The sequence below is a fragment of the Gemmatimonadaceae bacterium genome (genome assembly GCA_019637445.1).
GTDB lineage: Bacteria > Gemmatimonadota > Gemmatimonadetes > Gemmatimonadales > Gemmatimonadaceae > Pseudogemmatithrix.
Genome location: JAHBVS010000002.1, coordinates 264,971 through 278,365, shown reverse-complemented (window position 1 = coordinate 278,365; position 13,395 = coordinate 264,971). Strand labels below are relative to the sequence as shown.

The following is a 13,395-nucleotide window of genomic DNA, read 5'->3' as shown; positions in this document are numbered from 1 at the left end:
TGCCGCTGTGGTTCTACGGCAGCGTCACCCCATTCCAGACGATGGACGGGAACGAGGCGCCGTTTGGTGTGAGCAGATAGAACGCTCCGGGTGTCGTCGGTGTGACCGGCGCGAGAACGGTCAGGATTCCAGGTGCTCCCACGGTACGCTGGATGGCCTCCACGTAGCGGCCGCTCGTCGGAACGGTCGAGAACGTCGTTCCACTCGTGAGGGAGACGGGCTGGCCGGCGTTGAGGCTGACCGTGAGCTGCGTGACCGTCGGGTCCATGTTCTGGAACGTCAGCGTCTGCAGCGTGGCGAAGCCGCCGCCCGTTACGGCCAGCCGCACGTTGTCGAACAGCGTGTTGCTCAGCGTGAACGCGGTGTCGACGCTGAACAGCGCACCCGCAGCGGAGCCGATCACATCCTGCGCGCTCGCCGTGGAGTCCTCGACCCAGCCCGCGAACACGTCGGACTGCAGTTCCAGCGTCACCGGGAGGTTGTTGTTGAACAGCTGCACACGAGCGAAGCGCGAGGACGCGCCCCCGCTGCCAGCGCCGCTCATCAAGATGTTCTGCGCCAGCGATCCCTCGAAGCGAGTCGTGTGCGCCCCGGTCGCCCGGAAGCTGTTCGACACACCCGTCTGCGCGAAGTCCCCGCGGAGGCGGAGCAGGCCGTCGGTCATCTGCCCGGCCGTGCTCGCGCCGCCGAAGGTCGCGCTGCCATCCACCTCGACGAGACTCGCGGCGTCCGTCATGCTGAGCAGTCCCGTGCCAGCCGTCGTGAGATCGCCGCCGACGGTGAGCGTGTTGGCGCCCACGGCCAAGACGCCCGCGCGCACCACGAGGTCGCCGCCGTCGCCGCCCACGGCAAGCCCGCCGTCAAGCGTAAACGTCCCGCCCGCGAGAACCAGCGCGCTGCCGTCCACGGTGGCCGTCCCATTGAACGCCGTCACGCTTCCCGCGGTTAGCCGCAGCGAGTCACCGGCGACCTCGAGCGCGCCACCCGCGTTCCACACCGCGAGATTGAGCGCACCCGTCGTGGCACCGCTACTGCGCAGCGTCCCGCCGGAGAGGTTCTCGAAGCGCGAAGCGCCGCCGCCGAGGTTGTAGGAGATCGTCGCGGGGCCAGTGAGATCAAACAGACCCGCATTGCGAATGATGGCCGCTCCGCCCGTGCTCAAGGTGCCTGTCATCCCGAAGTCCACCGCGCCGAACGCCGTCACGTCCAGCAGGTGCCCAGCGTCGAGCGTGCGCCCTGCGCCCGTCACCACCATCGTCCCGCCGTCGATCCGCGTCGTGCCGCCGGCCCCGGTGATGTTTCCTCCGCCCCAGGCAAAACCGTCCGCAAACACAAGCGTCGCCGCGTGCGACAGCGTGCCGCCCGTCATCTCGAAGGTCGGGATGTTCAGCGTGGCACCGGCGTCGGCCGTCATCGTGCCGCCGGTCATCCTCAGCAGCCCGCCGTCCGACCCAATCGTCGTGCCCGCCTGCAGCGAGAAGGTCCCGGCGGTGGTCTCGAGGATGCCCAGCAGTCCCGGCGACCCGCCGATGCGGCTCGAGCTACCAGACAACCGCAGGGTGCCGCCATCAACATTGAACCCGCTCCCGAGCGTGTCGACGAAGTCGGCCCCGATCGTCGCGACGTTCGCCGGCGTCGCCGCGTTGCGCACGAAGCTGCCGAGATTCTCGAAGACGGAGTTGCCGCCACCGAGGTTGTAGGCCATCGTGCCGTCGCCGGCCCAGTCGAAGCTGCCGAGGTTGCGGAGGCGCGCGCCGCTGCCGGTGCTCATCACGAAGGTGCCGCCATATGTCGCGGTGCCGCGCGGCTCGAGCACACCATTCTGGAAGTTGCGCCCGGCCGTCCCGTTCATCTGCAGGTCGCCCAGCACGGCCGTAAGCCCCGTGCCGATGAGGTTGCCGCCCTCCCAGACGACATCCCCGATCAGGAAACCGCCGGTCTGCGCGAGGTTGCCGCCCGTGATCGTGAGGTTACTGAAGTCCACGGTGTCCGAGGCGGCTGATGTGTTCAGCGTCCCTCCTGCGATGACGAAGTCGCCCAGGCCCGTCAAGTTCGCGGCGTCCGTGAACGTGTAGGTCGCGCCGTTGAACAGGACATTGGCGGCATTGTCGATCACGCCGCTGATCGTGCCGCTGCCCGTCAGGTTCAACGTGCCGGCGGCGACGGTCGTCTGTCCCGGCATCTGGAACGACATGTTCGTCACCGCGGAGGCGTCGGTGGAGAGGACGAGGTCGCCCTCGATCAGGAGCGTCGTGATGCCCCCGCCGAGGTTATAGGACAGATTGGCCGTGGAAGCTGCCGGCTGCGCGAAGCTCAACACGCCGCTCGGCGCCACGTGGATGGCCGCGCCACCGCCGCTGCTCATCGTGAAGGCGTCCGCGATGACGGCAGTGCCCTCGATGAAAAGCGTCCCGGCGTTGAGATTGCGGCCACCGGTGCCGGACATCATCAGGATGCCGTCGAGCGGCAGGTGCACGGTGCCGGCACCATTCAGCGCGCCGCCGGTCCAGAGCAGCAGGCTATCCACGCGCACCGTGCCGCCTGCCGAAGGATTCAGTGCCCCGGCGTTGAGCGTGGCGCGCTCGATCGGCACGGTGTCCGCGGCGGCGAGTCCACTGAGCGTGGCGCCGGCCAAGGCGAGATCGCCCAAGCCGCTGGTGGCGAAGCCGGGTTGCATCGTGTACGTGCCGCTCGGCAGACGAAGCGTCGCGCCTGCCGCGATGTCTACCGACCCTGCCAGCGTGCCGCCATTCGCAAACTGCAGGGTGCCTGATTGCACGTCGATGGGTGCCGCCACGGCTACACTCATCGAGACAACGGCAGTACCCGCCGATGTGGATCGCGTAAGCGGTCCCTGCACATCAAGGACGGAGACACCACCACCCTGGTTGTAGGCCCAGCTCCCGTCGCCTTGGACGTCCAGGCTGCCCGTCGGCGCCACGCGCAGCACGGCGTTGCCGCCCGAGCCCAGCACCTGCGTGTCACGCCAGACGCCCGTGCCGGCAATCTCAAGCGTCATGTTGTTCATCGTGCGGCCGGCGGTGCCGCGCGCCTCGAAGAGCGCGCCGTCGGCCACCAGTACACTGCCGCCAGCGCCGGTCAGGTTTCCGCCCGTCCAGACCATTGAGTCGGACACCGTGAGCACACCGCCCACCGCGCCGCCCAATGTGCCGCCGGTCAGGAACAGAGTGCCCACCCCACCTCCGGCCGCCGAATAGTTCAGCGTGCCGCCGCTGACGGTCAGCGCTCCCGTGAGCGCCCAGACGCCCGTGGTCGTGACGGTCCCGGAGGTGACGCCCACCGTGCCCGGCACCGTGAGCGTCGTCGCGGCATCGAGTGTGTGCGTGCCGCCGGCGAAGCGCAGCTCCGTGCCGACCAGCGCCTCATAGCTGCCACCGACCGCGGTGCCACCGCCGGTGAAGGACATCGTGCCGCTCTCAATACTCAGCAGGCCATCATTGTCGAACGCGGCCCCGACCGAAGTGATGCCGGCGCCGGCCTGCTTCACGATCGTCCCCTCGTTCACCAGCCGCGCCACAGCGCCGCCTTGGTTGTACGCGAAGTTTCCGTCGTCGAGGATGTCCAGCGTACCGCCGGCCAAGACGTGGATGGTGGCGCCACCGCCGGAGTTGATGGCCTGGACATCACGCCAGGTGCCGGCGCCGCCGATCTCGACGGTGTAGCTGTTGAAGACGCGACCCGCCGTGCCGCGCAGGTCGAACGTACCGCCGGCCTGCACGCGTGCCGTACCGCCACCGACACCGAAGGTGCCGCCGACCCAGGCCATCGAATCGACCACCGTCAGCAGTCCGGTCGGACCTCCGCGCAGCGTGCCACCCGTAACGACAAGCCCCGACACGCTGCCGGTTGCCGCCGAGTAGTCGAGGACGCCGCTCGAAACCTGCACGAGGCCAGTCACGGCCCACGGACCGTTCACCGTTAGGGTCGAACCGGTGACGGATACCGTGCCCGCGCCGGTAATCGAACTGGTTGCACCGAAAGTCTTGGTGCCGCCGGAGAAATCCAGCGTCGCGCCGGCCAGCACGTCGAGCGATCCGCTCGTGGAGGCGCCTGCTCCCGAAAGCCGCAGCGTGCCCGTCAACACGTCGGCGACACCGTCGTTGTCCCAAGCCGCAGAAACCGTGACGATGCCGGCACTGCCGCTGCGCGTGAACGTCCCTTCATTGACTAGACGGGCCTGCGCACCGCCCTGGTTGTAGAGGAACGATCCATCGCCGATCGCATCCATCGTCCCACCGGGAAGGATGCGGATCGTCGCGCCACCGCCCGCGTTGATGCTCTGGACATCACGCCAGGTCGCGGCGCCCGCGACCTCCACTGTGTGGCTGTTCATAATGCGGCCTGCCGTGCCGCGCAGGTCGAAGGTGCCTCCGGCCAGGACGCGTGTCATGCCGCCGCCCACGCCGAGGTTGCCAGCCGACCAGGCCATCGAGTCGACGACGCTGAGCAGGCCGGTGGCGGCAGAGTTGAGTGCGCCGCCGGAGACAATCAGGCCAGAGACGCTGCCGGTCGCAGCCGCGTAGTTCAGCGAGCCGGCCGAGACTTCCACCACTCCCGTCACGCCCCAAGGCCCGTTTGCCGTGACGTTCCCGCCGCTCAGCAGCACGCGCCCCGCGCCGGTAACGCTGCTGGCACCACCAAGCGACTTGGTGCCCCCGGAGAAGTCCACGACGGCGCCCGGCGCGACATCGAGGGAACCCGTCGTGGACGTGCCGGCGCCCGAGAGCCGCAGCGTGCCACTCTGCACATCGACGACACCGTCGTTATCCCAGGACGCCGACACGGTGACGATGCCCGCACTCGTGTGGCGCGTGATCGTGCCTTGATTGACCAGGCGGGCCTGCGCACCACCCTGGTTGAAGGCAAAGGTCCCATCGCCGATCACATCCAGCGTCGCGCCGGCCAACACGCGGATCTCGGCGCCGCCTCCAGCGTTGACGGACTGCACGTCGCGCCAGGTACCCGTCCCGGCAACCTCGACGATGTAGTTGTTGAAGACACGCGCGGCGGTGCCGCGCAGGTCGAAGCTTGCACCTGCGGCAACGTGCGTCGTGCCGCCACCGGTGCCGAACGTACCGGCACTCCACGCCATCGAGTCGGCGACCGTGAGAAAGCCCGTCGCATTGCCGGTCAATGTGCCGCCGGATGCAATCAAGGAAGACACCGTGCCGCCGGTGGCCGAGTAGCGGAAGGTGCCGCCGGTCAGCTGCACCTGACCGAGGAGCGTCCAGGGCCCCTCCACGTTCAGCGTACCACCGCTGACCAGCACGATGCCGTCGCCGGTGATTGTCGTGCCAGCGTCCAGTGTCTTCGTGCCGCCCGAGAAATCCAATGTGCTGCCGGCCCCAACGTTCACGATGCCCGTCGTCGAGACGCCGCCTCCGCCGAGCCGCAGCGTACCTGTCTCGATGTCGGCGCTGCCGTTGTTCACCCAGTTCGCCGTCACGGTCGCGATGCCCGGGCTCGTGCTGCGCAGCACCGTCCCGAGGTTCTCAAGGACGGAGAGCGCGCCCCCCTGGTTGTAGAGCAGCGACCCATCGCCTTGGATGTCGAGGATCCCCGTGGCGCCGACGTGGACCACCGCGCCGCCACCGCTGCCGACCATCTGCGTGTCCGTCCACAGCCCGGCACCAAGAATCTCGATCCGAATGTTGTTGATGATGCGACCCGCCGTCCCGCTGAGCGTGAAGCTCCCGATCGGCGTCGAGCGCAGGACCAGGCCCGCCCCGAACGTGCCGCCGCTCCAGACTACGGCGCCGTCCGACTCCAGGAGGCCGGGGCCGTTCACGGTTCCGCCGCTGATCGCCAACTCCGTCGTGCCGCCGAGCTGCACGGTATCGGCAATCGTCAGCGTCCCGCCGGTGAGGGCCAGCGTCTGCACACCGCTCGAGCCGCCGACCAACGTCTTGCCAATCGTCCGTGACGTGGACACGGTCACCGTGTACGTGCCGGACTGCCGAATCCACACGGTGTCCGTGCCAAGCGGCACCGTGCCACGGCTCCAGTTGGACGCCGTTTCCCACGCGCCGCCCGCTGGGTTGATCCAGGCGTTCACATCACCGGGCGGCTCGATGTTGAATGCATTGCTCGTCGCATCGCCAAGTCCGCTCGCCGTGGCCACCAGCGTGTAGCCATCACCGAGGTTGTCGATCTCGAGATCGCTGAACGTCGCGACGCCCGCCACGGCCGCGATGCTGAGCGTGCCGCCCAAGGTGCCTGCCGAGGGATTGGCGCCAATCGCCATCGACACGTTGCCCGTGAACGGCGTTGCGAGGTTACCGAGTGCATCCATCGCGCGCACGGACACCGCGAAGGGCGCGCCGGATCCGGCCGTGAGAGGCGGCTGGACCTGGAACTCAAGCACAGTCGCCGCGCCCGGCACCACATCGAACGCCGTGCCGATCGCCGACGTGAGGCCTGCGGACGTCACATTCAGCACGTAACCCTGCGCGGCCACATCAAGCGTCAGATCGCTGAACGTTGCGATGCCATTCACGGCCGCCACCATCAAGGTGCCGCCGAGCGGATTCACGCCGCTGGGATCGGTTTCCAGCGCCACCGTCACCGGGTTGTTCGCCGTGGTGACCACAAAGCCGTTCGCATCGCGGATCTCGACCACGAGCGGCGTCAACGCCGCGCCCGCGATCCCATCCGTCGGCTCGGCGGTGATGGCCAGCTGCGCGGGCGCGCCTGCCGTGGCTGTCGCGGTGAATGTCGTCGTCGCACCCGAGACACCGGTGGCCGTCGCCGTCACCTGCTGCGCCCCGGGTACGGCGCCCAACGTGAGCACGGTCTGGGCATCGCCATTGGCGTCGGTCGTATCGACCAAGACACTCAGGCTCCCGCCGCCCGCCGTGACGCTGAACACGACCTCCTTCCCTTCCACGCCGAGCCCATCCTCGGCGATGACCCTCGCCGTGAACGGAGCCGCCAACGCTGCCCCGGCCTCGCCGGTCTGCGCATTGCCGGCGAATGCCTGGATGGCGGAGGCCAGTGGCTGGATGAGCAACGTGTGCGTCGCCCCAAGGTCCGCCGGCGTGAACGCGCGAATGCCCACGCTGCCGCGCTGTCCGCCGATCACCACGCGTCCCTCTGCGCGGTTGGGAATCCGCGCGCGCACCGTGTCCGCGGAATCCGCCAACGCGAAACCGATCGGCGTGCCGGCAATGCCCGCCGACTGTCCATCGAAAGCTTCGACGTCGAAGTCGATCGTGTCGCCGAAGTAGGCGATCGTCGGCGGCGCGAGGAATCGCACGCCGACCGCGTTGGCGCCCGTGCCGCTGTACTGGAAGGTCGGCGTGGCCACGGCGGGCGCACCCGCCGTCCGCAGCGTCACATCCGTCGGCCCCGCGCGAAACACGGTATCGCCGACCGCGTTGATCATCGCGAAGCTGGCCTGCAGGATCTCGGCGTCGCCGCTGATGGGCGCGCGCAGGGTGAGCGAGATCTCGTCGGAGTTGACGGGAAAGACGACCGTCGTGTCGAGGACGATCGCACCGCCGCCGGGCCGCGCGAGACGCACGCGCACGGCCACCACCTCGACGATACCGGCCGAGACCGCGTTCGCGAAACGCGGGGCCACAGAGAGGGCCCCGCTCCGGCCCGGCAATCCGCCCGGACCATCCCCACAGCTGGCGACACCCAGCACTGCGAGACCCAGCAGTGCGCCGCGGACCAGACGGCTACGCATACGGCAGAACGTGTGCACGAAGCGTGCCGTGCGCTAGGGCTGTTCGTGACCCCAGTTACAGAGCGGGGCGCCCCGTCTGGGGCGCCCCGCTCATTGACGCGCTCCGAACCCCTCGGTGGCTACCGCCCCGTGGGCCACGGCGGCCCTTGGTCGCGACGCGTCACGCTCGCCATTCCCTTGTTCACGAAGCGCTGTACGCGCTTCCCCTCGTAGGTCTCGGTCGTGAAGATGTTGCCCTTGGAGTCCGTGGCGATCGAGTGCACCGCGAAGAACTGTCCCGGTTGGCGACCGCCACCACCGAAGCTCGTCAGCACGGTGAGCGACTTGCGGTCCATCACGTAGACCTTCTCGTTCTTTCCGTCGGCCAGGTACAGGAAGCGCTGCTCGCGGTCGCGCGAGAACGCGATGTCCCACACCGCCCCGTCGCCGAGCGTGCGCGGCGCGATGCGCACCTCGTTCACGTACTCACCGTTGCGGCGGAAGACCTGGATGCGGTTGTTCTGGCGATCACACACGTAGAGCAAGCCGTCGGCCGACGGCTCCGCGCAGTGCACCGGGTTCCGGAACTGCGGCGCTGGCGGCGCATCCGGGTTGTAGGGACCGAGGTTCGAATCCGACGGCACGTTGCCGTAGGCGCCCCAGAAGCGCTTGATGGCGCCCGTCCCCATGTCCAGCACCGCGACGCGCTTGTTGCCGTAGCCGTCCGCCACGTAGGCCTCGTTCACGGCGGCGTCGAACGAGATCTTGGCCACGCGCCCGAAGTACTCGCGGCTATTGCTGTTCGCCGGCTTGCCCGGCTCGCCGTACTGCGCGATGAACCGGCCATCGCGGGAGAACTTCAAGATGTGCGAGTCGCCCTGACCGTTGCCCCCGATCCAGACGTTGTCGAGATGGTCCACGGCCACGCCGTGATTCGAGTTCGGCCAAGTGTAGCCTTGCCCCTCACCACCCCAGGCCCGCACGAGATTGCCCTCGGGATCGAACTCCAACACCGGCGGGGCCGGGGCGCAGCAGTCGCCCGTCGGCGGGTCGGAGGCGAGCCCAATTTCCGTGCGCGCATTCAGCGACTGTTGCCGATGCACGATGTACACGTGGTCGCGCGAGTCCACGCCGATGCCGATCACCGAACCGATCACCCAGTTGTTGGGCAAGGGCTTGGGCCAGTAGGGATCCACCTCGAACCGCGGTGCCTGCACGGGCTGCTCGGCCGCATCGGCCGAAAGCTGGCGCTCGGCAACCGTGAGCGTAGCGATGAGCGCGCCCAGCGAAGCGGCGGCAATGAGCGTTGTTCTCCGGTTCATCGAAGGAAGTCCCCTGGACGTGTCCTGAGTCGTGGTCCGACGGCGCCCCGTGTGCCGAGGCGCCGCAAATGCTATATCTCCCCGCCGTGATGCACCAGCCGCCTGCCCAGCCAAGTCGACCGCTGACGCCGCGCCCCGCGTCCGCGTTCCCGTTCCCGTTCGCGCGAATCGATGCGTCGGCGTTCCGTGCCGTGACGTTGGGCATCTTGCTGCTGCTCTTCGCCGGTCTGCCGCGTCACGCGGCGGCGCACGAAATCCCCGCCCGCGTCGCCGTCCGCGCGTTCGTGGTCCCGCGCGACACCGTGCTTACGGTGCTCGTGCGCGTGCCGTTGGAGGCGATGCGCGACGTCATCGAGCCCACGCGGCCGGACGGATCGCTGGACCTCGTCGCTGTACGCGAGCTGCTGCCGGGGCTGGCCAAGACCTGGATTGCCGACGCCATTGGTCTGCGAGCCAACGGCGAGGCGATTGGCTCGCCCCGCGTGCTGCGGGCACGTCTCGCGTTGCCCAGCGACCGCTCGTTCGACTCGTACGAAGCCGCGCTGGCATCGTTCGACGCCCCGCTGCTCGACAACGCGATCGCCATTCCTTGGCAGCAACCGCTCCTGGACGTCTGGCTCGAGGCGCCGATACCCGCTGCTGACGCGGACCTCGCGCTCAACCCTGCCTTGGCAAGGCTCGGAATCCGTACGACCAGCGTCGTGCATCTCGTCCTTCCTACAGGCGAAACGCGCAGCCTCTCGTACGTCGGTGACCCCGGCGTGATCGCGCTGGACCCGGCGTGGTGGCAGAGCGGCGCGCAGTTCCTGGTGGACGGCTTTCGCCACATCCTCGGCGGATTCGATCACCTGCTGTTCGTGTTCTGCCTGGTGCTGCCCATTCGTCGTTGGCGACCGCTGCTGGCGCTGGTGACGAGTTTCACCGTGGCGCACTCGGTCACCCTCGGCGCCGCGGCGCTCGGCGTGGTCCCGCGCGCCGCGTGGTTCCCGCCGCTTGTCGAGCTGCTCATCGCTGCGTCGATTGTGTGGCTCGCGGTGGAGAACGTGCTGCTTCCTCCGGAGCGCCTGGAGCGGCGATGGCGCGTGGCGTTTGCCTTCGGGCTCATCCACGGCTTCGGTTTCTCGTTCGCGCTCGGCGAGCAGTTGCAGTTCGCGGGGGCCAACCTGATGACGGCGCTCGCGGCCTTCAACATCGGCGTGGAGGCGGGGCAACTGCTGGTCGTGGCGCTGCTGGTCCCGCTGCTCGCACGCCTGATGGAGGCACTGCCGGCAGAGCGGCGGCACCTTGCAGTCTGGGTGGGGTCCGCCCTGGTGGCGCACGAGGCCTGGCACTGGATGACCGCACGATTCTCCGCCTTCGCAGCGTACGACCTCCGCGTCAGTCTTCCCGCCGCCGACACATCGCTGGCGCTCGGCTTGGTGCGCCTCGCCCTGCTATTGTCCGTCACTGCCATCGCGGCGCTCGCCGTGCGCGAGGTCTCGACGCGACTGCTCCGACCTGAATCCTGATTGATGACTGCCTGGATCTCTGCCCTCGCTTCATTCGTCGCGGTGTTTGCGTTTGCCGCTGCCCCTGAGAGGCCTGCGCCAACGACGCGCCACGCGACTCGAGGCGTTGGCGCCCTCACCGCGTTCGCCTTCGACACCACCCGCAGCACCGCCAACGGCGTCTACACGCGCCAGCAGGCCGATGCGGGCCGCGACCTGTTCGCGCTCGCTTGCCAGTCCTGCCACGCCCCACTCCAGCACTCCGGCCCGCCCTTCATGGGCAAGTGGCGCGGCCGCAGCGTCGCCGACCTGTTCACGTATCTCCGCCGCGAGATGCCGCAGACCGATCCCGGCACGATGACCAACGACGAGTACGCCAACCTCACCGCGTACATCCTGCGCATCAACGCAATGCCGCCGGGGAACGTCCCTCTATCCACAGATTCGTTGACGCTGCATCGTATCCGCATCGACACACTGCCGTAGGTCGCTTCACTCGCCGACGCTCCACCCCACCACTCGGAGTCGCGTGATGTTCCGTCGCTGCACGCCACTGGCCGCTGTCGCGGCCCTCGCCCTCGCCGCCGCGAGCGCGCCGCTCACCAATCCGCTCCACGCGCAGCACGTGCGCCCGAGCACCGCGCCAGGCGGCAACGGCCGCGTCACGCTGCCGAACGCCCGCGGGAACGTGGACGGCGAATGGCGCGTCTGGGGCGCCGACGCCTGGAGTTCGCGCTACTCGCCGCTGGACCAGATCAACGCGTCGAACTTCGGCAGCCTGCAGATGGCCTGGCAGTGGGACGCCGGCGCCTTCGGTGCGGACGAGTACTATCGCACGACTCCGCTCTACGCCAACGGCCGGCTCTTCACCGTCGCCACCACGCGTCGCGTGGCGATGGCAATCGATCCCGAGACCGGCGAGACTCTCTGGAGCTATCGCCTCGAGGAAGGCATCCGCTGGCAGAAGGCCCCGCGCCAGTTCGCCGGCCGCGGCCTCACGTATTGGACCGACGGCACCATCGAGCGCATCATCGTCACGACGCCCGGATACCATCTGGTGTCGCTCGACGCGCGCACCGGCATTCCCGACCCGCGCTTCGGCGTGAACGGCGTCGTGGACCTGCAGAACGGCCTTGGCTTCCCGCTGGTGCCGCTCGCGGTTGATGACAGCGGGCCACTCATCATCTCCGACGCCGCACCGCTGCGCCGCGCGAAGCCCGGCGAAGGATGGGACCCCGTCACGCGCACCGGGGCCGACGGCTCCGTCGGCATCGACCCGGTGAACGGCCAGATCGCCATCTCGTCGCCGGCCATCATGGTCAACGACGTCATCGTGCTCGGCAACTCCAGCATCCACGGCTATTACCCGATCCGCGTGCGCAACCTGCCGGGCTTCATCCGCGGCTTCGACGTGCGCACGGGGCGACAGCTCTGGAAGTTCAATCTCGTCCCGCAACCGGGAGAGTTCGGCGCCGAGACCTGGGAGAATGGCTCGAAGATCGGCACGGAAGGCGTGGGCAAGAACGACGCGTGGGCCACCTACTCGGCGGACCCAGAACTCGGGCTGGTCTACATCCCCGTCGGCATGCCGCTGATGGACGAGTACGGCGGCCATCGGCCGGGCAACAATCTCTACGGCAACTCGCTGGTCGCAATCGACGCCAAGACGGGCCGTCGCCGCTGGCACTTCCAGATGGTGCACCACGACATCTGGGACTATGACACGCCGATGGCGCCGAACCTCTTCGATGCCGTGGTGGACGGCCGTCAGCGCAAGGTGATCTCGCAGAGCACCAAGCAGGGCTGGCTGTACACGTTCGATCGTGCGACGGGCGAGCCGATCTGGCCGATTGTCGAGACGCCGGTGATGGCCAGCGACGTGCCCGGCGAGCGCGCATCGCCCACGCAGCCGATTCCGACCAAGCCGGCACCCTACGCGCAGCAAGGGCTAGAAGAAGAAGACGTGATTGACTGGACGCCCGCCATTCGCGACTCGGCGCTCGCAATGGCGCGGAAGTGCCGCATGGGCCCGTACTTCATCCCGGCGGTGCTCTCCGATGGCAGCAGCCCGACGGGCACGCGCTGCTCTTGGTACGCGCCCGGCGCCTCGGGCGGCGTGAACATCGACGGCGGCGCCGGCGTGGACCTCGAGACGGGGATGATGTACGTCGCCGCCCTGAGCGGACTCTCGACGATCACGCTGCAGAAGGACCCCTGCTCCGAGTTCCGCTACAGCTCGCCGCGCGACAACTGCGGCCTAATCGGCGCGCTGGAGCCACCTGAGGGCTACGTGGCGCCGGAATCCCGCGGCGGCGGCTTCGGTGGCCGCGCGGCGGCCTCCAACCTCCACGGGGTGTCGATCCTGAAGCCGGCCGAGCTCGGCGGCATCACGGCCTACGACATGAAGTCGGGCGACAAGCGTTGGTGGATCCCGAACGGCGGCATGGTCCCGCAGCGCAGCAACGACCCGCTCTTCGCCGGCGTGACAATCCCGCCGCGTCCCGCCAGCGGCCAGGCGCAACTCATCGTCACCAAGTCGCTGTTGATCTACGGCACGGGCCGTTCGGGCGGCGTCCCTGGCGCCACGCCGATGCTCTACGCGGTCGACAAGGCTACGGGCCGTCAGGTCGGTGCCGTGGAGATTCCTTCGCGCACCACGGCGATGCCGATGACGTTCATGCATCGTGGGAAGCAGTACATCGTGTTTGCGACTGGGGCTGGCTCTTCGACTTCATTGGTGGCGCTCAGGCTGCCGTGATTTGGATGGATCTGCGCGGGTTGCCACAGAGGCACAGAGACACAGAGGGTTGAGCGCGCGCGTTGGCCTCTGCGTCTAATCCCACCTGCAACTTCTTAGGGGGCTCGGCGGACAGATCTGTCCGCCGAGCCCCCTAAG

5 protein-coding genes are annotated in these 13,395 nt (G+C 68.5%); 3 read left to right on the top strand and 2 right to left on the bottom strand.

All coding sequences use genetic code 11. The features are described from left to right. Nucleotides 1-13: 13 nt before the first annotated feature. Both KF709_11390 and KF709_11385 read right to left on the bottom strand, forming a co-directional pair. Nucleotides 14-7,711: a hypothetical protein gene (locus KF709_11390; GenBank protein MBX3175009.1), complete on the bottom strand. Its 7,698-nt coding sequence runs from the start codon at nt 7,709-7,711 to the stop codon at nt 14-16. Between the two features lie 119 nt (nt 7,712-7,830). Beyond that, on the bottom strand, nt 7,831-9,012 hold the full coding sequence (locus KF709_11385; protein MBX3175008.1) for a hypothetical protein: 1,182 nt from the start codon (nt 9,010-9,012) through the stop codon (nt 7,831-7,833). Between the two features lie 68 nt (nt 9,013-9,080). Here KF709_11385 and KF709_11380 point away from each other — a divergent pair, with 68 nt between their 5' ends. The 3 genes from KF709_11380 to KF709_11370 are packed head-to-tail and all read left to right on the top strand — an operon-like array spanning nt 9,081 to nt 13,257. Then, nucleotides 9,081-10,520, top strand: coding sequence for a HupE/UreJ family protein (locus tag KF709_11380; GenBank protein MBX3175007.1), 1,440 nt, complete (start codon nt 9,081-9,083; stop codon nt 10,518-10,520). 3 nt (nt 10,521-10,523) lie between these two features. Then, the gene (locus KF709_11375; GenBank protein ID MBX3175006.1) at nt 10,524-10,985 is read left to right on the top strand and encodes a cytochrome c; all 462 of its coding nucleotides are present in this window, start codon (nt 10,524-10,526) and stop codon (nt 10,983-10,985) included. A 46-nt stretch (nt 10,986-11,031) separates the two neighbouring features. Continuing rightward, nucleotides 11,032-13,257 carry a PQQ-binding-like beta-propeller repeat protein gene (locus KF709_11370; GenBank protein MBX3175005.1) on the top strand — a complete coding sequence of 742 codons (2,226 nt, stop codon included), beginning with the start codon at nt 11,032-11,034 and terminating at the stop codon, nt 13,255-13,257. The last annotated feature ends 138 nt before the right edge of the window (nt 13,258-13,395 follow it).